This is a genomic window from Streptomyces sp. NPDC005181 (genome assembly GCF_040608395.1).
Classification (GTDB): domain Bacteria; phylum Actinomycetota; class Actinomycetes; order Streptomycetales; family Streptomycetaceae; genus Streptomyces.
Window position 1 is genome coordinate 1 of record NZ_JBEXID010000006.1, and the last position, 24,519, is coordinate 24,519.

At 69.1% G+C, this 24,519-nt stretch carries 16 protein-coding genes and 2 pseudogenes; 10 read left to right on the forward strand and 8 right to left on the reverse strand.

The features are described from left to right. Window positions 1–1,253 precede the first annotated feature (1,253 nt). Window positions 1,254–1,580 (forward strand): hypothetical protein, encoded by a 327-nt coding sequence (locus tag ABZV38_RS05980; RefSeq protein ID WP_356324997.1) that lies wholly within the window; start codon window positions 1,254–1,256, stop codon window positions 1,578–1,580. A 134-nt stretch (window positions 1,581–1,714) separates the two neighbouring features. Here ABZV38_RS05980 and ABZV38_RS05985 read toward each other — a convergent pair whose 3' ends face one another. From ABZV38_RS05985 to ABZV38_RS06005, 5 genes are read right to left on the reverse strand one after another with little or no spacing between them, the layout of a single operon-like run. Continuing rightward, a complete protein-coding gene (locus tag ABZV38_RS05985; protein ID WP_356324998.1) occupies window positions 1,715–2,962 on the reverse strand; it encodes a styrene monooxygenase/indole monooxygenase family protein in 1,248 nt (415 codons plus the stop codon). Window positions 2,963–3,005: 43 nt separating this feature from the next. After that, on the reverse strand, window positions 3,006–3,656 hold the full coding sequence (locus tag ABZV38_RS05990; protein WP_356325000.1) for an ATP/GTP-binding protein: 651 nt from the start codon (window positions 3,654–3,656) through the stop codon (window positions 3,006–3,008). Then, entirely contained in the window at window positions 3,637–4,047 is a 411-nt protein-coding gene (locus ABZV38_RS05995; RefSeq protein WP_356325002.1) for a DUF742 domain-containing protein, read from the reverse strand. Before ABZV38_RS05995 ends, ABZV38_RS05990 begins: the two co-directional genes overlap by 20 nt. Then, a complete protein-coding gene (locus tag ABZV38_RS06000) occupies window positions 4,047–4,526 on the reverse strand; it encodes a roadblock/LC7 domain-containing protein (RefSeq protein ID WP_355945593.1) in 480 nt (159 codons plus the stop codon). The genes ABZV38_RS05995 and ABZV38_RS06000 overlap by 1 nt, the downstream gene beginning before the upstream one ends. After that, window positions 4,523–7,444 carry a nitrate- and nitrite sensing domain-containing protein gene (locus ABZV38_RS06005; RefSeq protein ID WP_356325292.1) on the reverse strand — a complete coding sequence of 974 codons (2,922 nt, stop codon included), beginning with the start codon at window positions 7,442–7,444 and terminating at the stop codon, window positions 4,523–4,525. Before ABZV38_RS06005 ends, ABZV38_RS06000 begins: the two co-directional genes overlap by 4 nt. Window positions 7,445–7,808: 364 nt before the next feature. Between ABZV38_RS06005 and ABZV38_RS06010 the strand changes: the two genes are divergently transcribed. Next, window positions 7,809–8,594, forward strand: a complete 786-nt coding sequence (locus ABZV38_RS06010) for a hypothetical protein (RefSeq protein ID WP_356325005.1) — start codon at window positions 7,809–7,811, stop codon at window positions 8,592–8,594. A gap of 69 nt (window positions 8,595–8,663) precedes the next feature. Here ABZV38_RS06010 and ABZV38_RS06015 read toward each other — a convergent pair whose 3' ends face one another. After that, window positions 8,664–9,146, reverse strand: a complete 483-nt coding sequence (locus ABZV38_RS06015; RefSeq protein WP_356325294.1) for a MarR family transcriptional regulator — start codon at window positions 9,144–9,146, stop codon at window positions 8,664–8,666. A gap of 258 nt (window positions 9,147–9,404) precedes the next feature. Here ABZV38_RS06015 and ABZV38_RS06020 point away from each other — a divergent pair. Both ABZV38_RS06020 and ABZV38_RS06025 read left to right on the forward strand, forming a co-directional pair. Then, window positions 9,405–9,647, forward strand: a pseudogene (locus ABZV38_RS06020) (GH25 family lysozyme); the annotation flags it as partial. Window positions 9,648–9,935: 288 nt separating this feature from the next. Next, window positions 9,936–10,616, forward strand: coding sequence for a polysaccharide deacetylase family protein (locus ABZV38_RS06025; RefSeq protein ID WP_356325296.1), 681 nt, complete (start codon window positions 9,936–9,938; stop codon window positions 10,614–10,616). 140 nt (window positions 10,617–10,756) lie between these two features. Here the strand turns inward: ABZV38_RS06025 and lon are convergent, their stop codons facing one another. Further along, the gene (gene lon / locus ABZV38_RS06030) at window positions 10,757–13,177 is read right to left on the reverse strand and encodes an endopeptidase La (RefSeq protein WP_356325007.1); all 2,421 of its coding nucleotides are present in this window, start codon (window positions 13,175–13,177) and stop codon (window positions 10,757–10,759) included. Window positions 13,178–13,338: 161 nt separating this feature from the next. Between lon and ABZV38_RS06035 the strand changes: the two are divergent. The 6 genes and pseudogenes from ABZV38_RS06035 to ABZV38_RS06060 all read left to right on the forward strand — a co-directional run. Further along, window positions 13,339–13,785 (forward strand): annotated as a pseudogene (locus tag ABZV38_RS06035) (nucleotidyltransferase); the annotation flags it as partial. A gap of 7 nt (window positions 13,786–13,792) precedes the next feature. Continuing rightward, complete coding sequence (locus ABZV38_RS06040) at window positions 13,793–14,401, forward strand: hypothetical protein (protein ID WP_356325009.1); 609 nt, start codon at window positions 13,793–13,795, stop codon at window positions 14,399–14,401. Between the two features lie 113 nt (window positions 14,402–14,514). Beyond that, complete coding sequence (locus ABZV38_RS06045; RefSeq protein WP_356325011.1) at window positions 14,515–15,207, forward strand: spermidine synthase; 693 nt, start codon at window positions 14,515–14,517, stop codon at window positions 15,205–15,207. A gap of 236 nt (window positions 15,208–15,443) precedes the next feature. Further along, the gene (locus ABZV38_RS06050) at window positions 15,444–16,181 is read left to right on the forward strand and encodes a response regulator transcription factor (RefSeq protein ID WP_267001914.1); all 738 of its coding nucleotides are present in this window, start codon (window positions 15,444–15,446) and stop codon (window positions 16,179–16,181) included. After that, on the forward strand, window positions 16,178–17,254 hold the full coding sequence (locus ABZV38_RS06055; protein WP_356325013.1) for a HAMP domain-containing sensor histidine kinase: 1,077 nt from the start codon (window positions 16,178–16,180) through the stop codon (window positions 17,252–17,254). Before ABZV38_RS06050 ends, ABZV38_RS06055 begins: the two co-directional genes overlap by 4 nt. 260 nt (window positions 17,255–17,514) lie before the next feature. Next, window positions 17,515–21,348 carry a multifunctional oxoglutarate decarboxylase/oxoglutarate dehydrogenase thiamine pyrophosphate-binding subunit/dihydrolipoyllysine-residue succinyltransferase subunit gene (locus ABZV38_RS06060; protein ID WP_356325015.1) on the forward strand — a complete coding sequence of 1,278 codons (3,834 nt, stop codon included), beginning with the start codon at window positions 17,515–17,517 and terminating at the stop codon, window positions 21,346–21,348. Between the two features lie 96 nt (window positions 21,349–21,444). On the opposite strand, the gene fxsT is transcribed toward ABZV38_RS06060, so the two are convergent. Further along, window positions 21,445–24,438, reverse strand: a complete 2,994-nt coding sequence (gene fxsT / locus ABZV38_RS06065) for an FxSxx-COOH system tetratricopeptide repeat protein (RefSeq protein ID WP_356325017.1) — start codon at window positions 24,436–24,438, stop codon at window positions 21,445–21,447. Between the last annotated feature and the right edge of the window lie 81 nt (window positions 24,439–24,519).

Genomic DNA, 24,519 nt, shown 5'->3' on the forward strand with positions numbered 1-24,519 from the left:
TGACACCCCCGCTCCGACAGCCGCTGACCACTCGGTCACCAGCCGTCACCACACACCCGAAACCGTCACACGCTGCGGTCGCACTGAATGTTTGCATCGACAGGGCTTGAGCATTACTCTCCCATGCCTGCGCGGTCGCTTTGCTTAACTGAGAAAACGCTGGTCAAGTTCGAGTCGCGTTCGAAGTCGGGAAGTTAGCCTCGATCTTTCGTGACGGCCCGTCGAAGAATTCGACGGGCCGTCACGAAAGATCGAGGCTAGTTGACTCGGGTTGCGGTTGGCGCCTTGAGCTTGGGTGGGTCCTTCTCGAAGTGGTGGCCCGGGTGGTAGGGGTTATAGCCCTTACATTCTCGGTTATATGCCATCAAGGCAATGATATATGCAGCACCCCATTGGTCGCTGTACGCCACTTCGTCAGACGTGAGTCCGCCCTCCCCCAGATGATCTAGCATCGCGGCAGCATGATTCATTGCCGCTTTGAGATCTTCACATCGCTGTCCTACGGCCGGGAGGGCGGCGCTCGAGGTTTTGCTCGCCGGCGTTTCGGCGAGCGCGACTCCGGCGCCCGTCACCTGCGAAAGCGTGAGTGAGGCGAGGAGTGCCGGGCCGAGCAAGATGAGTGTCGACTTGCAACGCATGACAGCCTCCAGTCAAGGGATCGATCTCGGAAACACCACGAGGTAAAGCTCATCGGTCGGCATCGACTGCTCGCAGCGGCGGCACGTTCACGCGCCTCTTCATCCCAGAGGACGACTCTGAGCTCTCGTTGTCAAACGAGAGGCCCATCGCATAGGCATTCATGAGGAATTCGGATTCCTTGGTGATGTCGTGTGATATCAGGTTGACAGGGAGATGGGGGGAGATGGGGGCGTCCAGCGCGGGCAGCACCCCTCGGCGGCGCGGATTTCTTCGGCGGCACTGCCGACTTCAACTAACGGAGTTAGCCTTTGCCGATGAGCTTGCCTCAGGTGGATCCATCGATGTCTTTACCTGGTCGCTTTTTCTTCCGCTAGGCGTTCGACTGCCCATGACGCGGTGGCGGACGTGGCACGAAAGTAGTGCGGGCCCTCAAAGGCGAGACGTGACGGAATGCGTCTGAAAGCCGGTGCGGAACGCACCAACGCCATCAAGGCCCGTGACTGATGACCAGTCACGGGCCTTTCGCATGCGGAACCTAGCTGATGTCGCGCCGGGGTCAGGCCCGGAGAAGCATGAAAGCGCATGCCAATACTCGCAGACCGAAGGAGAATCCTATGCGCACCAACAAGGCGTTCGCGACTCTCTGCTCAGCTCTGTTCGCCGGCAGCCTGACATTCGTGCCAGCGGTCATCTCACAGGCGTCAGCCGCTCCCAAACCTGCGCAGGCAACAGCCGAGCACGACGCCGTCGCCCGTCCTTACAAGGACGGCTACCGGCAGGACTTCCGCAACGGATACTCCGATGCGAAGGACGACTGCGACCGCAGTTCCAGGTATCGAAACCAGGGCTACGGCTACAGCGCGAGGGACGCTAAGTGGGCGCGGGGCTTCCCTGACGGCTACGACGAGGGCTACAGCCGGGCTTTCGACCGGTTCTATTAGCGCCCCTTAGTACTCCAGCTGTTCCGCACCCGGTGCCGCTTGCTGGCTGAGCTCTCCCTTCGGGTCGTCTGTGGGCCGTCCGAGGACGGCCCACAACCACCAGCGTTGACCAACGCTAACCGCTGCTTCGCAGGTCAGGCGGCCGACGCGGCCCCGGATACCTGAGCCAGGTACGTGTTCGTCTTCTCCGGGTCGAAGAAGAAGTTGTCGAAGTCCGCCGGGTTGTCGAACCCGTTGGCGAAGCGGTCGGCGACCGGCTGGAGCTGACCGGCGGCCCCGATCAGGTTCAGCACGTGCTCCGGCGGTACGCCGAGCATGGCGTTCGTCCACTTCACGACGTGCTGCGCGGTGTCCCAGTAGAGGTCGAAGGTGGACTGCATCCAGTCGGCGTCGAACGGACGGTCGCCGTGCTCGATGATCGACCGAAGGTACGCGTCGGCGCACTTGGAGGCCGAGTTGGAGCCCTGACCGGTGATCGGGTCATTGGCGACGACGACGTCCCCCACGCCGAGCACCAGACCGCCGCCGGGCAGCCGGCCGATCGGCTTGCGGACGGTCGGGGCGTAACGGCCCGCCAGAGTGCCGTTGGCGTCCGTCAGTTCGACCTTGGTGGCACGCGCGTACTCCCACGGCGTGAACTGCTCCATGAGCTCCAGCGTCTTCGCGAGGTGCTCGGAGGGGTCCTTGATGCCCTGGAACACGTCCAGCGGGCCGCCCGGGATGCCCTCCCAGAACAGGATGTCGGCGCGGCCGGACGTGGTCAGGGTCGGCATCACGAAGAGCTCGCCGACGCCCGGGACCAGGTTGCAGCGGACCGCGTCGAACTCGGGGTGCTCGGGGCGCGGGCCCATGCCGTGTACGTACGCGACGGCCAGCGCCCGCTGCGGGGCGTCGAACGGCGAACGGGACGCGTCCCGGCCGAACATGGAGACCAGCTCGCCCTTGCCCGCGGAGACCATCACCAGGTCGTAGGTGCGCGAGAAGTAGTCGAGGTCGGAGACGGCCGCACCGTGGATGACGAGCTGTCCGCCGCGCTGGGCGAACGTCTCCATCCAGCCGGCCATCTTCACGCGCTGGTCGACGGACTGGGCGAAGCCGTCCAGCTTGCCGACCCAGTCGATGGCGCGCGAGGAGTCGGGGGCGGCGACCGAGACGCCGAGGCCCTCGATGCGCGGGGCCTGGGACTCCCAGAAGTTGAGCTTGAGGTCGCGCTCGTGCTGCAGCGCGGTGTCGAACATGCACTGCGTCGACATGACCCGGCCGGACCGGATCTCGTCGGCCGTGCGGTTGGACATCAGGGTGACTTCGTACCCACTGGACTGCAGTCCGAGGGCGAGCTGAAGACCGGACTGGCCGGCTCCGACTATGAGTATCTTCCGCATCGCGGTTCTCCGTTACGTCTACGTGTACGTGCGCGTGTCGTGTCTATGCGGGTGTGGCGTCAAGAGCGTGGCCCACAAGGGCCAGCAGCGACTCGACGACAGTGATCCTGTTACGCGCATCCATGATCACAACGGGTACGTGCGGGGGTATGGTCAGGGCCTCCCTGACGTCCTCCGGCTCGAATCCGGGTGTTCCCTCGAAGTGGTTGACGGCCACGATGTAGGGCAGTCCACAGCTCTCGAAGTAGTCGAGCGCGGGGAAGCAGTCGGAGAGCCGCCGGGTGTCGGCGAGCACGACCGCACCGATCGCGCCGCGCACCAGGTCGTCCCACATGAACCAGAAGCGCTGCTGTCCGGGAGTCCCGAACACGTACAGCACGAGGTCGTCGTCGAGGGTCAGACGGCCGAAGTCCATCGCGACGGTCGTGGTGACCTTGTCGGGCGTCGCGGTGAGGTCGTCGGTCTCCTCGCTGGCCTGGGTCATCAGTGCTTCGGTCTGCAGCGGGGTGATCTCGGAGACCGATCCCACGAAGGTCGTCTTGCCCACGCCGAACCCGCCCGCGACCACGATCTTCGTGGCTATGGGAGCCCTGGTGTGGTCCAGCTGCCATGCCTGCAGTGACTCTTCGGTCTGGCTCTCCGGTCCCGGCTGACGCGGGACGGACAGCAGCGAGTCAGAGACGGCGGAGTCCATTCAGCACCCTTTCGAGCAGTGCGCGGTCGGGCTGGCCGGTGCCGTGACCGGTCCCGTACACACGGATCTTTCCCTGGTCGGCCAAGTCGCTGAGCAGCACTCGGACCACGCCGAGCGGCATCTTCAACAGGGCCGAGATCTCCGCGACCGTACGCATGCGGCGGCAGATTTCGACAATGGCCTGGAGCTCCGGCATCACCCGCGTGGCGAGGTTGCCGTTGGTGAGCTCGCGGCGCTCCTCGGGCGCTTCGAGCGCGGCCACGAACGTCTCGACGAGGAGGACGTGACCGAAGCGGGTGCGGCCGCCGGTGAGCGAGTACGGGCGGACCCGGGCAGGCCGTCGGTCGGAACCGCGGACGGGGAGCCTGCGGGCGGGTTCAGCAGCGGGCATCACTGGGCGCTCTCCATCGATTTGCGCAGTTCACTGCGGAGTTCGGGGGTGAGTACGTGTCCGGCACGGCCGACGAAGAGCGCCATGTGGTAAGCGATGACGCTCATGTCGCAGTCGGGGGTGGCGTGCACGCCGAGCAGGGATCCGTCGCTGATCGACATGACGAAGACGCTGCCCTCGTCCATGGCGACCATGGTCTGCTTGACGCCTCCGCTGTCCATCAGCTTCGCGGCACCGATGGTGAGGGAGCCGATGCCGGAGACGATGGTCGCGAGGTCGGCGCTGGAGCCCCTGGGGCCGTCCTGCCGACCCGTCACTCTGGCTGCGTGGTGGCCGGGGTCGGAGGAGAGCAGCATCAGTCCGTCGGACGAGACGACCGTGACCGAGTGGACCCCTGGCACCTCCTCGACGAGATTGCTCAGCAACCAGTGAAGGTTCCGGGCTTCGGTACTCAGCCCGAATGTGCTGGGCGCAGTCAACTGCGTGCCTCCTCGACTGTGTCCCCCGTGTCATCGGTTCGACCGCCGGAACGGTCTGCCAGCTCGGTGTACTCGGTCTGTACGGTGCGTTCGCCCCGGTCGACGTCGAGGGCCGGGTCGACGCCGACGGCACTGCCGACGCCTTCGGCGATCTCCGCCTCGACATCGCGGCGGCCGTCCTTCGCGCCCTGATGGAAGCCGCCGAGGCGACGGCGCAGCGCTTCCTTGTCCAGGCTGCCCTTGCGCTCGGTGGCCGGGGCGGAAGCGGGCTTCACGACCTTGGGGGTGCGCTTGGGCAGCCCCTTGTCGGTGATGCGGACACCCTGCGGCTGCTGCTGTGGTTCCGGCTCCCTGGGGCCGGGGATGGCCTCCGCGACGGTGGTGACGGCCGGGGCGGGAACGGCGAAGGGCTCCTGGCTCGCGTCCGCGGTGCGCTCGTGGCGGTCCGGTCCGATGGCGTACGGGTCGGACGCCGCCGGGGCCGGCAAGGTCTCCGGGACCTCGGGGAGCCGGAACTGCATCGTGGTCTCGGCCTCGGTCTCGGCAGCGACCGGCTCAGGTGCAGGCGGCTCGGCGGCCACCGGCCCGGTTACGGCCGGCCCCGGTGCAGGCGCGGCCACCGGCTCGGTGCCGGGCTCCGCTCCCGCGTCGCGGATCGACTGCTCGGCCGCGGCGATCAGCCGGTCACCGGGCAGCGCGAGCGTCCGGCCCGGCAGGGAGTTGGAGTTGGCCTCGGCCACCGATCCCGGCAGGTTGAGCGCGGGCGCCTCCCCCGGCACCCGTACCGGCGGCGGGGTGGCGGTCGGCGGCGCTTTCGGGAGCAGCGCCTGCGGCAGCACGACGACCGCCGTCACACCGCTGCCCTTCTGCTCACGCAGCTGGACCCGCACCCCGTGCCGCGCCGCCAGCAGCGACGTCACCTGGAGTCCGAGGCCCGCTCCGTCCGCGCTCTGCTGGCCCGCCTCGAACGAGGACGGGTCGGCCAGCCGGGCGTTGAGCTCGCCCATCCGTACGGACGACATCCCGATGCCCTCGTCCTGCACGGAGAGCATCACCTCGCCGGACTCCAGCAGCCAGCCGGAGAGCTGGACATGGGAATCCGGCGGCGAGAAGGAGGTCGCGTTCTCCAGGAGCTCGGCGATCAGGTGGCTGAGGTCGTCGGCGGCGAAGCCGGCGAGCTGGGCGTGCGGCGGCAGCGACTGGATGGTGACCCGTTCGTACCGCTCGATCTCGCTGATGGCCGCGCGCAGGACGTCGACCAGAGGGATAGGGCCGGAGTGTCCGTGGCCGTGCTCGGCGCCCGCGAGGACCAGCATGTTCTCGCTGTGGCGGCGCATGACCGTGGCCATGTGGTCGAGCTTGAAGAGGGTGGAGAGCCGCTCCGGGTCCTGCTCGCGCTCCTCCAGGCTCTCGATGACGCCGAGCTGGCGCTCGACGAGGCCGAGGGTGCGCAGCGAAAGGTTGACGAAGGTGTGGTGGACCGTGTTCTTCATCCGCTCCAGCTGGGCGGCCAGGTCGGCCGTGCGGACCTGGAGTTCGGCGCGCTGGAGGGACAGGGTCTCGTGCCCGGCGATGAGTTCGCCGCGCTCCTTGTCCAGGTTCTCGAACCGGCCGTTGAACTCGTGGAGCAGCCCCTGCAGCTTGCCGTGCAGAGCGTTGAGGTTCCGTACGACCTGGGCGAACTCGTCGTTGCGGCCGGTGTAACGGACCGGCTCGGCGGTGCCGGGCTCGGCGGCGAGGCGGGCGGCGCCGATCCGCAGGACGGCAAGCGGCTGAGTGAGCGTGCGGGCCACGGCGGTGGAGACGCCGACGGCGATCAGCAGACAGCCACCGAGGAGCGCGATGTGCAGTTCGAGCGCGGTGACGTCGTCGTCGCGCAGCTGCTCCAGTCGCTGGATCCGGGCGGTGCCGAGTGCGGACTCGGCGCTGCGCATCCGGTCGATGCGGGCGGAGAGCGCCGCCTCGACCTTCTTCCGGTCGGCCCGCTGGTCGGAGTCCGACAGCTCGGGGCGGTCGGTGAGCGCGGCGAGGTACTTCTCCGCGCTGTTGACCTCGGGCCCGGTGACGGTGGAGGAGAGCTTCTCGCGGGCGGTGGAGCCCGCGGCCTGGTCGAAGTCGGCGAGCGCAGCGAGCTCGCGGACCCTGGCCTGCTGAGCAGCGGCGCTCAGCTCGTCACGGTTGCGGTCGTCCTCGCTCGGGCCCTCGTCCTGGGTCTGCACGGGCAGCCCGGTGAACGGGTCGATCTGCGGGACGGTGGCCACTGCGCGGGGAACCGACAGCGCGGCGACCAGCAGCCCGCGGGTGGCGGAGGCCTGCTCGGCCGCCTGGCCGAGGGCAAGGGGCGCACGGGTGGCCTCGGCGGCCCGCGGCGGGGTCTTCTCGGCGAGTTCGTCGGCGAGGTCCTGCAGCTTGGCGACGACCTCGGAGTACGCCTGATGGGCCGCGAGCGCCGAGCCCTTGCCGGTGAGCGCGGTGCGGCGCAGCGAGGGGATCGTGGAGAGGTCGCGGCGCAGCCCCGCGGGGGCCGTGGCGCGGATCTCGTCGACCTGCTGGTCGACGCGGGCGCTGCGGCTGCTGGGTCCGTCGCTCTTGGGGCCGGACTTCTCGTCCCGGCCGCTCGCGATGTAGGCGGTGACCTCGTCGCGCTCGTCCGCGAGGGCGTGCGCAAGCGCCACCGCCTGCTGATTCAGCTCGGCGAGCGTGACCAACCGCTGGGACTCGTTCAGTTCGGCTGAGGCGCCGAGCGCCGCGGGCGCGCCCGCGGCAATGACGGTGATACCGACGACCGCGACACCGGCGACCAGCCGGCTGCGTACGCGTACGGTGCGCCGGGTGGGCTCACCTTCGGCCGGCGGCAGAGGTGTCGCCCCGGAACCGCTTCGCTTGCTGCCCTTGCTCCGAGGCCGCTTCTTCTGCACCGGTGCTCGCAATCTTGACTCGTCCACCCTTGAAGCAGAGGTGACGCTCGGTCACATGGAGCGGCACCCCGACCCCTGGTACGGCTTCTGACCATTCCAGTGCTTTTGAGAGGGGGGCCCGCATCAACCGCTCCGCCACCTGAACGAGTGAACATCACTCCAGAGTTGACGAACAAGTCTCTCCACGCGCATCGTCGCGCACACCCGGGCCGTGGGCTGGAACTTCCGCGCAGGCTTTGGCAGGATGCCCGCCCGCACCCCGCTCGGAGCCATTCCTTCCGCTCACGGGGGACGGCTGACCTGCTCGTACGGCCCAACGCCGCGCGCGTGCAGGGTCGGTGAAGGCATCGTGCAGACTGGCCGTATGCGTATCGAACTCGCCACCGTCCCCGGTAGCCCCGAGCGCCCCAACGAGGACTGGGCAGCCACCGCACTTCCCGCCTCCGGCCAGGGCGGGACGCTGGTCCTGCTCGACGGCGTCACTCCGCCGCAGGGGGACGACGGTTGTGTGCACTCCGTCCCGTGGTTCACCGCACGGCTGGGCGGCTCCCTGGTCGAACTGTCGGGTTCGCGGCGAGATCTGGCCCTCACGGAGATCCTCGCCGAGTCCATCCGGCGCACCGCCGACGCACACCGCTCCTGCTGTGACCTTTCTCACGTGCGTACGCCGCAGGCGACCGTCGTGATGGCGCGTTGGGACGAACACGAGATCGAACACCTGGTGCTCTCCGACTCGGCGCTGCTGATCGAGTCGACGGACGGCTCGGTACGCGCGCTGCTCGACGACCGGCTCGACCGGCTGCCGCCGGGCTCCCTGGCCACCGAGGCGATCGCCGACGCGCAGGTGCGGAACAAGGAGGGCGGCTTCTTCACCGCCGCTGCCGACCCCTCGGTGGCGGCCCGCGCGGTGACCGGGCGGACGCCGCGCGCGGAGGTGCGAGCGATGGCCGCGCTGACGGACGGGGCGAGCCGCTGGACGGAGATGTTCAGCGAAGGCGGCTGGGCGGCCTGCCTCGGGGTGCTCCACAAGGAAGGCGCACAGGGGCTGATCGACCGGGTCAGGGCACTGGAGGGTGCGGACGCGGAGCGTGCGTATCTGCGGCACGGCAAGACGCACGACGATGCCACGGCGGTCTACGCGCTGCTGTAGGCCACTCGGGCAGGGGTTGCCCCGGGGCCTCGCGTCCGGTTCGGGGCCCGGTTCGGCGGCGGCCCGCGTTCACTCCTCGGCGCGGGCGTTCAAGTGGTGCAGCAGCCGGGCCAGTTCCGCCACCTCGGCCCGGTCCCAGTCGGCGAGCTTGCGCACGTACCGCTCGCGGCGGGCGTCGCGAACGCTGCGGTAGCGTGCGAGTCCCTCGTCGGTGAGATGGACGAGGGAGGCCCGCCCGTCGGCCGGATCGGGCTCGCGCGCCACCAGTCCGAGGTCCTCCAGGGCACGCAGTTGACGGCTCATGGTCGCTTTGCCGACCCCGAAGTACGCCGCGAGATCGGTGGCCCGCTGCCGTCCGGCCGACTCCAGCTGTACGAGGAGCCCGTACGCCGCGGCCTCCAGTTCGGGGTGGACCTCGCGTGCCATTTCGCCGGAGCTCGACCGTGCCCGGCGCAGGAAGACGGCCAACTCCCGCTCCAGTGCCAGGAATTCTTGGTCCACACCACTTGCCCCGGTCGCGCCGGGCCCACTACCGCTTTCGCTCCCGTGCACGTCAACACCCCTCATGAGCTTTCCTGCCGCTGAAAGTTTCTTTCACCGCTGGTCATCGCCGCAGCTCCGCCAGTATTTCGCAGGCGTAGACCAACGGCAGCGCCCAGGCCCCCTTCCGCCGCACGGGTCTACGTGCGTAGCGTCTCTCATGACATGTCCACACCATCACTTGTCACAGGGGCGCGCCGAGCCGCCCCCTGAGTCGGCAGATCCCCCCACCGAGACCTCGGAGGCACGCAATGCCCGTGCACAGATCCCACCGGTCGCGACGCGGTCATCTACACCGCGACCAGCTGGTGGCAGACCTGCACCGGCAACAACTCGAGCTTCGCCACCACCGACCCGCTCTGGGTGGCCCGCTACAACACCACCGTGGGCGAACTCCCGGCCGGCTGGAGCTACTACACCATCTGGCAGTACACGTCGTCCGGCCCGTACGTCGGCGACCACAACCACTTCAACGGCGCCCTCGACCGCGTACAGGCACTCGCCAACGGCTGAGCCCCGCCCCGCTGAGCCCCGGTGACGCACCCCGTCGCCGGGGCTCAGTCGCGTCCACCGCACCGACAGGCCCCGCACCGGCCGGGCACCACACGTCGCAAGCAGGATCCCGAGCCCCCTATGCATTCGATGTATACACCGCATGTATAGTCCCTGCTTGTCCCACGCCGTGCGCACCGTTCAACCACGAGGGAGTGATCCGCCTTGCGCAGGAAGACGAAGTCGATCGGCACGGGGTTGGCCGCCGCTCTTGTGACGGCGCTCACCTTGGCGCTGAGAGGCTGCTCGATGCAGACCGTCGCCCCGGCCTCACAACGGGCGGACGCGGCATCCGACGCCAAGGGCTCGTTCGGCCCGGTGGACTGCCGCAAGGCGAAGTGCATAGCGCTGACCTTCGACGCGGGTCCGGGCGACGACACCCCGCATCTCCTCGACATCCTCAAGGACAAGAAGGTGCACGCCACGTTCTTCCTGCTGGGCAGGGACCACGTGCTCAAGCACCCCGACACCGTGCGCCGCCTCCAGGCGGAGGGCCACGAGGTGGCCAACCACACCTGGTCGCACAAGATCCTGACGGACAGGAAGCCCGCCGAGATACGCGCCGAGCTGGAGAAGACGCAGGACGCGATCGCGGAGATCACCGGCAGGAAACCGCGGCTGATGCGCCCGCCGCAGGGCCGGACCGACGACACGGTCTCCGGCATCAGCAAGGATCTGGGGCTCGCACAGATCCTCTGGAGCGCCACCGCCAAGGACTACTCGACGACCGACTCCGCGCTGATCAAGAAGCGGATACTCGACCAGGCGAGCAAGGACGGCATCATCCTGCTGCACGACATCTACAAAGGGACCGTGCCCGCGGTGCCGGGCATCATCGACGCGCTGAAGGAGCGCGGCTACACCTTTGTGACGGTCCCTCAGCTGATGGCTCCGGCCCAGCCGGAACCGGGCACCATCTACCGCCCCTGAGCACGGCCCGCCACCGGATGCCCGGATACGCAGATACGCGGATACGCGGCGACATGCGGAACGGCCCGCACCGCCCTCTCGGGGGTACGGGCCGTCCGACCGGCCGCGCACGTCATGCCACGCCCGTCACGCCATGGCGCTCACGCCGCGGCCGGGATCCTCTCCTCCGCCCTGGCCGAAGCCGGAGCGAGAGCGATCTCCAGCACCTGCCGGACATCCGTCACCGGGTGGACCTCCAGCTTGTCGAGGACCTCGGCCGGGACGTCGTCCAGGTCGGCCTCGTTCCGCTTCGGGATCACCACGGTGGTGATCCCGGCCCGGTGAGCGGCCAGCAGCTTCTGCTTCAGGCCGCCGATCGGCAGCACCCGTCCGGTCAGCGACACCTCACCGGTCATCGCCACATCCGTACGGACCAGCCGTCCGGAGAGCAGCGAAGCCAGTGCCGTCGTCATCGTGATACCGGCGCTGGGGCCGTCCTTGGGGACCGCGCCCGCCGGGAAGTGGATGTGCGTTCCCCGGTCCTTGAGGTCGGCGACGGGCAGTTCCAGCTCGGCGCCGTGCGACCGCAGGAAGCTCAGTGCGATCTGCGCGGACTCCTTCATGACGTCGCCGAGCTGGCCGGTGAGGGTCAGTCCGGCGGCACCGGTCTCCGGATCGGCCAGCGACGCCTCCACGAACAGCACGTCGCCTCCGGCACCGGTCACCGCGAGTCCGGTCGCCACGCCCGGCACCGCGGTGCGGCGCTCGGCCGGGTCCTGGGCGGACTCGGGGACGTGGTGCGGCCTTCCGACGAGACCCCGCAGGTCCTCGTCGGTGACGGTGAACGGGAGCTCGCGGTCGCCCAGCTCGTGCTGGGCCGCGACCTTGCGGAGCAGCCGGGCGACGGCCCGCTCCAGGTTGCGTACGCCCGCCTCGCGGGTGTACTCGCCGGCCAGCTTGCGCAGCGCCGACTCGTCGAGGGTGACCTCGTCCTTCTCCAGACCGGCCCGCTCCAGCTGGCGCGGGAGCAGGTGGTCGCGGGCGATGACGACCTTCTCGTCCTCGGTGTAGCCGTCGAGCCTGACCAGCTCCATGCGGTCGAGCAGTGCCTCCGGGATGGCTTCCAGGACATTGGCGGTGGCCAGGAAGACGACGTCGCTGAGGTCGAGCTCGACCTCCAGGTAGTGGTCGCGGAAGGTGTGGTTCTGCGCCGGGTCGAGGACTTCGAGGAGCGCCGCGGCCGGGTCGCCGCGGAAGTCGGAGCCGACCTTGTCGATCTCGTCGAGCAGGACGACCGGGTTCATGGAACCGGCCTCCTTGATGGCGCGGACAATGCGTCCGGGGAGCGCACCGACGTACGTACGCCGATGGCCGCGGATCTCCGCCTCGTCCCGCACACCACCGAGCGCGACGCGGACGAACTTGCGCCCCATGGCGTGCGCGACGCTCTCACCGAGGGACGTCTTGCCGACGCCGGGAGGCCCGACGAGGGCCAGCACCGCACCACCGCGGCGCCCGCCGACCACTCCGAGGCCGCGGTCGGCACGGCGCTTGCGCACGGCGAGGTACTCGGTGATCCGCTCCTTCACGTCCTCCAGGCCCGCGTGCTCGGCATCGAGGATCTCCTTGGCGGCGCGGATGTCGTACGCGTCCTCGGTCCGTTCGGCCCACGGCAGTTCGAGAACGGTGTCCAGCCAGGTCCGGATCCAGGAGCCCTCGGGGCTCTGGTCGGACGAGCGCTCCAGCTTGTCGACCTCCTTGAGCGCGGCCTCACGGACGTGCTCGGGAAGATCGGCGGCTTCGACGCGCGCCCGGTAGTCGTCGGACTCGTCCTCCGGGTCGCCGTTGAGCTCGGACAGCTCCTTGCGTACGGCTTCGAGCTGGCGCCGCAGCAGGAACTCGCGCTGCTGCTTGTCGACACCCTCCTGGACGTCCTTGGCGATGGACTCGGCGACATCCTGTTCGGCGAGGTGTTCGCCGAGCCACTGGATGGCGAGCTTCAGCCGGGCGACCGCGTCGGCGGTCTCCAGGAGCTGCACCTTCTGGGTGGTGGTCAGGAAGGGTGAGTAACCGGAATTGTCGGCGAGCGCCGAGATGTCCTCGATCTGCTGGACCCGGTCCACGACCTGCCAGGCGCCGCGCTTCTTCAGCCAGCTGGTGGCCAGGGCCTTGTACTCCTTGACCAGCTCGGCGGCGACACCGGGAAGCGGCTCGGGGACGGACACGTCCACGCGTGTCCCCTCCACCCAGAGCGCGGCCCCGGGTCCGGTGGTCCCGGCGCCGATCCTCACCCGGTCACGGCCGCGGATGAGCGCGCCGGGGTCTCCGTCGGAGAGCCGGCCGACCTGCTCGACGGTACCGAGCACACCTGTGCCGGTGTACGTCCCGTCGATCCGCGGCACGAGCAGCACCTCGGGCTTGCCGCCACCCGGCCGGACGGCAGCCTGCGCGGCCTCCACAGCCGCCCGCACATCGGTGTCGGACAGGTCGAGAGGAACCACCATTCCGGGCAGCACGACCTCGTCGTCGAGCGGCAGCACAGGCAAGGTCAGCGGAGTGACCGCGTGGGACTCAGTAGCCATGATCTCCCCTTCGGCATTCAAGTTGAGCTATGCAGACTCAATGCTCCTCAGCGACTTAATGTTCCCGGGGCTGCGTTCGCTCTCAGCGATCTTCCTTCCGCCGCGCCCGCCACCTGCATAATCCGTTCGCCGCTGCCCTGCGCACGGGGGAGAGTGCCCGCATGGGTGACACACGCGTGGCCGACAGGGGCCTGGCCGAGGACGGGACGATCCGACGTGAAGGCTCGCTGAGCCGCGTGCCGGCAGCGTTCACCCCCGTGGTCGAGGCGACCCGCTCCCGGATCACCGACGCGTTCGACGCCACGCGGCTGCACAGCGCCTACCTCTACGGCAGCATTCCGCGGGGCACGGCCATTCCCGGCGTCTCCGACCTGGACCTGCTGCTCGCCCTGCACACCGAGCCTGCCGAGACCGACCGGGCCGCCGCCCGGACCGTCGAAGCCGCTCTCGACGCCTCGTTCGACGTGATCGAAGGCGTCGGCATCCTCCTTTTCGGCGCCGACACCCTGCTCAGCGAACTCGAGCGCAACGACCTCGGGTTCTTCCTCGCCTGCCTCTGCACCCCTCTCCTGGGCGACGACCTCACTCCCCGGCTGCCCCGCTACCGCCGGCCCTGTGAACAGCACCGCGCAGGGACCGCTCCTCTACATCCGCTCCCGCGCCCTCCCCCAGACCACCGCCGCCCTGACCGCCATCGTGCTCGTCGCCGCCTGGGCCGCGGACCGGCTGCAGGACCACTTCAGCCACACCGGGCGCGTCCCGGTCCTGGTGCTCGCTCCGCTGCTCGCCTCCGCCGCGATCTCCACCGGCATGCACGCGTACACCGCCGAGCTGGACCGGACCGCCGTACGCCCCTGGTGGCCGCGCCGGCTGCTGCACCTGCTGACCCTGACCGTGTTCGCCGCCGGAGCACTCGCGCTGGCGGTGCCGGGGCATCCTGAGGCGTTCGGCGCGCCGGGGATGGTGCGCAACGTGCTCGGGGCGACCGGAGTGGCGGCCGGGTCGGTGACGCTGATCGGTGCCCGGCCGAGCTGGCTGCCGATGACGGTCTACGGCGGAGCGGTCTACCTGACGGCGCCCCGCACCCCGGGCGGCGCGGCCGCCGTCTGGGCCTGGCCGATGCAGCCGGGGCCGCAGGGGGCTGCGTGGGTGGTGGCAGTGGCGGCGTACCTGGCCGGGGTGGCGCTCCTGGTGGTGCGCGGCGCACGGCCGGAGCCCCGGTGACCACACCCTTCGACTCCTCACGCCCCGCCCTGATCCACTGATTCCCTGGCCCCGGCGGCGCCGTCCGGCGAGGATGGTGGGAATCCGCCCGCCTCCTACCGGAGACCGAGGACATGCCGACCGCCGACCGCCGCACCGCTCACAGCCCCGTCACACTCGACCGCCGCGAAGGACCGTACGGGGAGGTCGTCCTGCGCGAGCGGGGGGACGACTTCGAGATCATCGCCAATGGGTGCTTTCTGATGGACACCGCAGACGGGCGCTCCGAACGGCTGCTGATCGATGCCGCACTCGCCGCACTGCCCGCCGGGCGGACGGATCCGGCCGTGCTCGTCGGGGGGCTCGGGGTCGGCTTCTCGCTGGCGCATGCCGCCGCTGAGCCGCGCTGGGGGCGCATCGCGGTGGTCGAGCGGGAGAAGGCGATCATCGACTGGCATCTGGACGGGCCGCTGGCCCGGATCTCCGGTGCGGCGCTCGCCGATCCACGGACGGCGATCCTGGCGACGGATCTCGTCACGTATCTGCGTACGACTACTGACCGTTACGACGCACTGTGTCTGGACATCGACAACGGACCGGACTGGACCGTCACCGAGGACAACGGAAGTCTCTACTCCGCTTCCGGCCTGGCGGACTGCCGGGAGCGGCTCAATCCGGGTGGGGTGCTGGCGGTGTGGTCGGCGCAGCCGTCCGCCGCCTTTGAACAGGCCCTGCAGAATGCCGGATTCAGTGAGGTAAGGACGGAAGAGGTGCGTGTTGCCCGAGGTGTGCCCGACGTGGTTCATCTCGCACTTCGGGACGGCTGAGGTTCCCCCACCGGGTATCCGGGGCCCCTGGACGCCCGGGGGCCAAGCGCCACAAGGCAGACACTCTGCCACCTGCTCGCGTCCAACCCGTTCCCGTGCCGTTACACCCTGCGTAGCCGGGAACAGTCTGCTGGCTTTACGCTGCTGAACGGCAAACGGGATCACCCACGAAATTCACAAGCGAAGACCGTGCGTCCGGGGGAATGACCCCCGCGAGAACGGGCAGGGGCGGGGCGATGGAACAGACACACACCACCCACAACGGTGTCGCGGCCACCCCGGGCGCTCAGCGCCGGGTGCTGGTGGTCGAGGACGACGCAACGATCGTCGACGCCATTTCCGCCCGCCTGCGGGCCGAGGGCTTTCTGGTGCAGACCGCGCTCGACGGCCCCGCGGCCGTGGATGCGGCCGAGGCCTGGCAGCCCGACCTGATGGTGCTCGACATCATGCTTCCGGGCTTCGACGGCCTGGAGGTGTGCCGCCGGGTGCAGGCCACACGGCCGGTGCCGGTGCTGATGCTGACGGCCCGGGACGACGAGACCGACATGCTGGTCGGCCTCGGTGTCGGCGCCGACGACTACATGACCAAGCCGTTCTCCATGCGTGAGCTGGCGGCCCGGGTGCACGTGCTGCTGCGCCGGGTCGAGCGCGCGGCGCTGGCCGCGGTGACGCCGCGCAGCGGCATCCTGCGCCTCGGCGAGCTGGAGATCGATCACGCGCAGCGCCGGGTCCGGGTCCGCGCGGAGGACGTCCACCTGACGCCGACCGAGTTCGACCTGCTGGTCTGCCTGGCCAACACACCGCGCGCGGTGCTCTCCCGGGAGCAGCTGCTCGCGGAGGTCTGGGACTGGGCGGACGCCTCCGGCACCCGTACCGTCGACAGCCACATCAAGGCGCTGCGCCGGAAGATCGGTGCGGAACGGATCCGTACCGTGCACGGTGTCGGCTACGCCCTGGAGACCCCGGCGCCATGACCCGGCCCGGGTCCGGACTGCGCCCTTTCTCGATCAAGGCCAAGCTGGGCACGCTCGTCGTGGTCTCGGTGTTCATCACGACCGGACTGCTGATGGTGGCGGTGCGCACCAGGACCGAGCTGCGGTTCATCACGGTGTTCTCGGTGATCGCGACGCTGCTGATCACCCAGTTCGTGGCGCACGGGCTGACGGCTCCGCTGGACGAGATGACGAGGGTGGCCCGGTCGATCTCGCACGGCGACTACACCCGGCGGGTGCGGGGCGCCGGCCGGCGCGACGAGCTCGGCGATCTGGCGCAGACGATCAACCTCATGGCGGACGACCTGGAGGCCGTGGACCTGCACCGCAAGGAGCTGGTGGCCAATGTCTCGCATGAGCTGCGCACTCCCATCGCGGCACTGAGAGCCGTCCTGGAGAACGTCGTGGACGGGGTCTCCGCCGCCGATCCGGAGACCATGCGCACGGCGCTGAAGCAGACGGAGCGGCTCGGCAGGCTGGTGGAGACGCTGCTGGACCTGTCCCGGCTGGACAACGGGGTGGTCACCCTCAAGGCCCGCCGTTTCGAGGTGTGGCCGTATCTCTCGGGCGTGCTGAAGGAAGCGAACCTCGCCGCCTCGCACCGCCGGCTGTCCTCCGGCTCCGGGAACCACACCCGTAACGACGTACATCTCCATCTGGACGTGTCGCCGCCCGAGCTGACCGCGCACGCGGATGCGGAGCGGCTCCACCAGGTGGTGGCCAATCTGATCGACAACGCGGTCAAGCACAGTCCGCCGCACGGCCGGGTCACGGTGCGGGCGCGGCGCGGCGCACTGCCGGAGTCGCTGGATCTTGAGGTCCTGGACGAGGGTCCGGGCATTCCGGAGTCCGAGCGGCACCGGGTCTTCGAGCGTTTCAACCGTGGCGAGGTGCCGTCCCCGCACGGTCCGGGCAGTGACGGCGGTACGGGTCTGGGCCTGGCGATCGCCCGTTGGGCCGTGGATCTGCACGGCGGTCGCATCGGAGTGGCCGAATCGGCTCGCGGTTGCCGCATCCAGGTCACTCTTCCGGGGATCCCTCAACCGCGCAGTTGACTTAGGGTTCGAACCGGAAGGGCACGTTCTACGTGTCGTCCCACGAGGGGATATGGTCCACGTGGCCGTAGCCGCGGCCACGCGTACCCGGAGTGAAGCGGAACCACGCTTGTTTTCCCGCCATTTCCAGCGCCGAAACCCGCTCTTTGATGTGACTTGCACGACGAAGACCGGCCCGGTCTGCATGGAACGGTCAAGGAGGCGTAGCCTTGATTTCCGCTGTCCATCACCTTGTGAAGCGGAAGAGGGCGGTTGCCGCCGTGTCGTCTCAGTCCCCCAGTAACTCGAGCATCTCGACCGACCAAGCCAGCCCGGGCTCGAACCCGGCTGCCGCGTTCGGCCCCAATGAGTGGCTCGTCGACGAGATCTACCAGCAGTACCTCCAGGATCCCAGTTCGGTCGATCGCGCCTGGTGGGACTTCTTCGCCGACTACAAGCCGGGTACGTCCGGCACGGCGGACAAGCCCGTTCCCGGCGCCGCAGCCGCGGGGGCTGCGGTGACTCCGGCCCAGGCCGCCACCGCACCGGCCCTGACCAACCACGCCGCGCCGGCCGCTCCTGCGCAGCCCGTGGCCCAGGCTCCGGCCCCGGCTGCCGCACCCGCCGCCCCGGCGGCCCCTGCGGTTGCCGCTCCGGCCGCTCCGGCGAAGGCCGCGCCCGCGGCGCCCGCCGCTCCGGCCGCGAAGGCCCCCGCCAAGGCGGCCCCGGCCACCGCGGTGGCCGCGGGCCCCGAGTACGTGACGCTGCGCGGTCCGTCCGCCGCCGTTGCGAAGAACATGAACGCCTCGCTGGAACTGCCGACGGCCACGTCCGTCCGCGCCATTCCGGTGAAGCTGCTCTTCGACAACCGCATCGTCATCAACAACCACCTCAAGCGCGCCCGCGGCGGGAAGATCTCCTTCACGCACCTCATCGGGTACGCGATGGTGCAGGCCCTCAAGGCCATGCCGTCGATGAACTACTCCTTCGCGGAGAAGGACGGCAAGCCGACCCTGGTCAAGCCGGAGCACGTCAACCTCGGTCTGGCCATCGACCTGGTGAAGCCGAACGGCGACCGCCAGCTGGTCGTCGCGGCCATCAAGAAGGCCGAGACGCTCAACTTCTTCGAGTTCTGGCAGGCGTACGAGGACATCGTCCGCCGCGCCCGCATCGGCAAGCTCGGCATGGACGACTTCACCGGAGTCACCGCCTCGCTGACCAACCCCGGCGGCATCGGCACCGTCCACTCGGTGCCCCGCCTGATGCCCGGTCAGGGCCTCATCATGGGTGTCGGCGCGATGGACTACCCGGCGGAGTTCCAGGGCACGTCCCAGGACACCCTGAACAAGCTGGGCATCTCGAAGGTCATGACGCTGACCTCGACGTACGACCACCGGGTCATCCAGGGCGCCGCCTCCGGCGAGTTCCTGCGGATCGTGGCCCAGCTGCTGCTCGGCGAGAACGAGTTCTACGACGAGATCTTCAAGGCGCTGCGCATCCCCTACGAGCCGGTCCGCTGGCTCAAGGACATCGACGCCTCGCACGACGACGACGTCACCAAGGCCGCGCGGGTCTTCGAGCTGATCCACTCCTACCGGGTCCGCGGCCACGTCATGGCCGACACCGACCCGCTGGAGTACCGCCAGCGCAAGCACCCCGACCTGGACATCACCGAGCACGGCCTCACCCTGTGGGACCTGGAGCGGGACTTCGCGGTCGGCGGTTTCGCCGGCAAGACGATGATGAAGCTCCGCGACATCCTCGGTGTGCTGCGTGAGTCGTACTGCCGCACCACCGGCATCGAGTTCATGCACATCCAGGACCCGAAGCAGCGCAAGTGGCTCCAGGACCGGGTGGAGCGTCCGCGCCCGAAGCCGGAGCGCGAGGAGCAGCTGCGGATCCTGCGCCGCCTCAACGCCGCCGAGGCGTTCGAGACATTCCTGCAGACCAAGTACGTCGGCCAGAAGCGGTTCTCGCTGGAGGGCGGCGAGTCCGTCATCCCGCTGCTCGACGCCGTCATCGACTCCGCCGCCGAGGCCCGCCTCGACGAGGTCGTCATCGGCATGGCCCACCGCGGCCGGCTGAACGTCCTGGCGAACATCGTCGGCAAGTCGTACGCGCAGATCTTCCGGGAGTTCGAGGGCAACCTCGACCCGCGGTCGATGCACGGCTCCGGCGACGTGAAGTACCACCTGGGCGCCGAGGGCACCTTCACCGGTCTGGACGGCGAGCAGATCAAGGTCTCGCTGGCCGCCAACCCCTCGCACCTGGAGGCGGTCGACCCGGTCCTGGAGGGCATCGCCCGCGCCAAGCAGGACATCATCAACAAGGGCGGTACGGACTTCACGGTCCTGCCCGTCGCGCTCCACGGCGACGCGGCCTTCGCGGGCCAGGGCGTCGTCGCCGAGACGCTCAACATGTCGCAGCTGCGCGGCTACCGCACCGGCGGCACCGTGCACGTGGTGATCAACAACCAGGTCGGCTTCACCGCCGCCCCGGAGTCGTCGCGTTCCTCGATGTACGCCACCGACGTGGCGCGCATGATCGAGGCGCCGATCATCCACGTCAACGGCGACGACCCCGAGGCCGTCGTCCGGGTGGCCCGTCTCGCCTTCGAGTTCCGCCAGGCGTTCAACAAGGACGTCGTGATCGACCTCATCTGCTACCGCCGCCGCGGTCACAACGAGGGCGACAACCCGGAGTTCACCAACCCGCAGATGTACACCCTGATCGACAAGAAGCGCTCGGTGCGCAAGCTCTACACCGAGTCCCTCATCGGTCGCGGCGACATCACGCTGGAAGAGGCCGAGCAGGCGCTCCAGGACTTCCAGGGCCAGCTGGAGAAGGTCTTCGCGGAGGTCCGCGAAGCCACATCCTCGCACCCGGCTCAGACCCATGTCCCGGAGGCACAGCCCGAATTCCCGGTCGCCGTCACCACCGCGGTCTCCCAGGAGGTCGTGAAGCGGATCGCCGAGTCCCAGGTCAACATCCCGGAGCGGATCACGGTCCACCCGCGCCTGATGCCGCAGATGCAGCGCCGTGCCGCCTCGGTGGAGAACGACACAATCGACTGGGGCATGGGCGAGACCCTGGCCATCGGCTCGCTGCTGATGGAGGGCACCCCGGTCCGGCTCGCCGGCCAGGACACCCGCCGCGGCACCTTCGGTCAGCGTCACGCGGTCCTCGTCGACCAGGTGACCGGCGAGGACTACACCCCGCTGCTCTACCTGACCGACGACCAGGCCCGTTACAACGTCTACGACTCGCTGCTCTCCGAGTACGCGGCGATGGGCTTCGAGTACGGCTACTCGCTGGCCCGCCCGGAGTCGCTGGTCATCTGGGAGGCCCAGTTCGGTGACTTCGTCAACGGCGCGCAGACCGTCGTCGACGAGTTCATCTCCTCGGCCGAGCAGAAGTGGGGCCAGACCTCCGGCGTCACGCTGCTGCTGCCGCACGGCCACGAGGGCCAGGGCCCGGACCACTCGTCCGCCCGCCCGGAGCGCTTCCTCCAGATGTGCGCGCAGGACAACATGACGGTCGCCATGCCGACGCTGCCGTCGAACTACTTCCACCTCCTGCGGTGGCAGGTGCACAACCCGCACCACAAGCCGCTGATCGTCTTCACCCCGAAGTCGATGCTCCGCCTCAAGGCGGCGGCGTCGAAGGCGGAGGAGTTCACCACCGGCGGCTTCCGCCCGGTGATCGGCGACGACTCGGTCGACCCGAATGCGGTCCGCAAGGTTGTCTTCTGCGCCGGCAAGGTCTACTACGACCTGGAGGCCGAGCGCGAGAAGCGCGGTGTCACGGACACGGCGATCATCCGTCTGGAGCGCCTGTACCCGCTGCCGGGTGCCGAGCTCCAGGCCGAGATCGCCAAGTACCCGAACGCCGAGAAGTACCTGTGGGCCCAGGAGGAGCCGGCCAACCAGGGTGCCTGGCCGTTCATCGCCCTGAACCTGATCGACCACCTGGACCTCGCCGTCGGCGCCGACGTCCCGCACGGTGAGCGCCTGCGCCGCATCTCGCGGCCGCACGGCTCGTCCCCGGCGGTCGGCTCGGCCAAGCGGCACCAGGCGGAGCAGGCTCAGCTGGTCGCCGAGGTCTTCGAGGCCTGACCGGCAGACGTACGAACCGAAGGGCCCGGCACCGCGATCGTCTCGCGGTGCCGGGCCCTTCGGTCTGTGCGGGGTGCGGCGGTCTCCGGCGGGACGTCAGATCAGCTGCGGCTCGAAATCCCAGAAGGGCCGGTTGCGTGAACGCGCCGAGACCGTGTGCACGTGCTGCGCCCCCAGCGTCGAGACCAGGTCGCCCAGCGCTTCGCTCTCCACCTTGTCGGCCCGCCGCCGGTCCCGGGTGCCGCGCAGATCCGCCGCGTACGCGATGCGGGCGGACAGGCTGAGCGGATGCGTGCGGCCGAGCGCCTCGGCCGCACGCACGATGACCGATTCCGTCAGGGCCGCCGCGGACTCCGGCTCACCCACGAGATTGCGCAGCGCCGAGGCATTGATGGCGACGCCGAGGGTCCACGGGTGGTTCTCACCGACGGCGCGCGTCATGTCCAGGAGCGCGTTCTCGCCCAGGACGTGCGCCTGCTCCCGTTCTCCGACGTTGCGCAGGATCAGGGCATGGTTGGAACGGACCCCCGCTACGTACGGGTGGTTCTCGCCGAGCATCCGTACGTACCCGTCGATGACGCGTTCGCTTATCGCCCTCGCCTGGTCGATGTCCGCGTGCTCGCGTGCGAAGCAGCTCTGTCCGGCCGCGAACATCATGGTGAGGGGGTCGTCCTCGCCGAGCACCCGTTCGCTGCGCTCGAGTACGCGGGTGAAGAGGGACGCCGCTGCGGTCCGGTCACCACCGCGGTAGAGGCACAGGGCCAGATTGTGTTCGGACAGGAGCGTCTGCGGATTGTCCTGGCCCAGGACAATGTGGTGCATGCGGGTGCTTCGCGTCTGGAGGGACTCGGCCTCGGCGTACCGGCCCAGGAGCCGCAGATCGGTCGAGTAGTTGATCTCGGAGCTCAGCGTCCAGCCGTGGCGGTGTCCCAGGCGGTCCCTGTGCTTGTCCAGGGTGCTCCGGTTGAGGTCCCGCGATTCCTCGTAGCGGCCGAGCAGACGGAGCGAAATGGCCAGGTTGTTCTGGGCGGTGATGGTGCGGGAGTCCTCGCCGAGGATTTCGCGGTAGGACTCCAGCAGCCGCTGGGACATCTCCCAGGCTTCCACGTACCTGCCGAGCCCTCGGAGATCCGCGGCGAGGCCGTTGCAGGCCCGCAGGAACTCCAGGTCCTTCTCGCCCCGCTCCCTGCGCAGATGATCCACCGCGGCCTGCTCCATGGCTGCGGTCTCCGCGTAGTTGCCCACGGACCGCAGCAGGTTGGCGTAGTTGTAGCTGAGGTCCCAGATCCGCGGGTGGTTCTCGCCGAGCAGTTCCTTCCAGGCGGTCATGGCCCGCCCGGCCAGCTTGATGCCCGCCCGGTACTCCCCGGAGAAGTACATGTAACGCAGGCAGTTGAGCACCAGGGTGTGCACAGCAGGATCGGTGCTGCGCAGGACATCGGCCCATTTGAGGTGCGGTGTGATCTCGGCGTAGGCGGGCCACTGCCGGGAGTCGATGGGCCGGCCGGGGTCCGCCGCAGTGAGCGCGCGCCGTACGACGCCGGCGAACTCCTCCCGGTCCCGCTCGGGCATGTCCTTGCCGATGATCTGGTGCACCATGCGGTGCAGGTAGACCGATTCCCCGGCGATGGACACCTCGTCGTCCGAGGACTCGTGGGACTCCAGGCGGACCACGGAGTACTGGCGGAGCTGGCTGATGGCACGGTTCCACAGCAGCGGGTCGTTCATCAGCCCGGCCAGTTGCTCGGGCAGATCGCCCGAGGGCATGTCCTTCAGCAGCCGCACCGGAATCGAACCGGGCGCGAAGAAGCTGCACAGGCGCAGCAGGTCGACGGACTCGGGGACGGTCTCCCTGAGTTTGTTCAGCAGTATCGACCAGGCGGTCTGGAAGGCCAGCGGGAAGTCCGCGGACACCTTGACCACATCCTGGTCGATGCCTCCGCCCAGGAGTTCGATGTACTCCTCGACCGACATGTCGGAGTCGTTGAGCCAGCCTGCCGTCTGGTCGAGCAGGAGGGGCAGATCCTCCAGGGCCTCGGCGAGCCGGTCCGCGTCGGAAGGGGTCAGCCGGGGTGCACGGCGGCGGATGAACGAGACCGACTCGTCCCTGCTGTAGACCGGGACCTCGACGAGATTGCTGTTGTGCTCGCCCCACTCCGGGTTGCGCGAGGTGATCAGCACATGGCCGGGGCCGGTCGGTACCAGGTCCCAGATGTGCTCGGGTTCGTCGGCGCCGTCCAGGACGAGCAGCCAGTGGGAATGCGGATCGCCGCGCCGCAGGGAATCGCGGACCGCCCGGAGCCGCTCGCCGTACTCGGCGCCGGTGGGCAGACCGAGTTCGGGGGCGAGTTCGGCGAGTTTCTGGCGGTACAGGGCCCGCCGGTCGGCCGGTACCCACCAGACCACGTCGTACTCGGAGCCGAACCGGTAGACGTACTCGGCGGCCAGCTGCGTCTTCCCCACGCCGGACATCCCGTGGAACGTGACGACACCGGCGCCCCGCCCGGCGCCCTGGAACGCGTGATAGGTGTCGCCCAACAGGCGCTCGCGTCCGGTGAAGCGTGTGTTGCGGCGGGGAACTCCGCCCCAGACCTCGGGGGTGTCCGCCGGGAAACGCGGCCCGGGCCTGGTGTCCGCCTGGTCGGGCAGCGGGTCCGTGGGCAGGGAGAGACTGACCAGCATGCGGCGTTCGGCCTCGGCGGCGCCGACGTTGGTGAGATCGGCGGCTCCGAAGACGGAGGTGGCGGCAGGCAGCGCCGCCGTGGTGAGCGAGACCGCCGCGAAGCGCTCGCGGTCGAGTGCGACGACGTTCCGCAGCGCCCTGTTCCACTCGTCATGGCTCCGGGGACCGAGCTGGAAGTACCACTCGCTGAGGACGACGAGAATGCGCCCCGGAGCAAGCATCAGGTCCTGGAGCGATTCCTCCAGCGTGGCATCGTCCTGCGGATCCCAGCGCTGATAGAAGACACGCACTCCGCGCCGTTCGAGACGGTCCCCGATCCAGGCTGCCCAGGCTCGGTTGAATCCGGCGAAACTGATCGTGACAGATTGCGTCCCCGATGCTTCAACTTGCTTACCTGCTAGGGGCATTCAGCCGTCTCCCTGCATCATTACAAGCCCTACCAACTTATCATCAGGAAAGGTCGGTGACGGTGAATCACTGCCACGCGG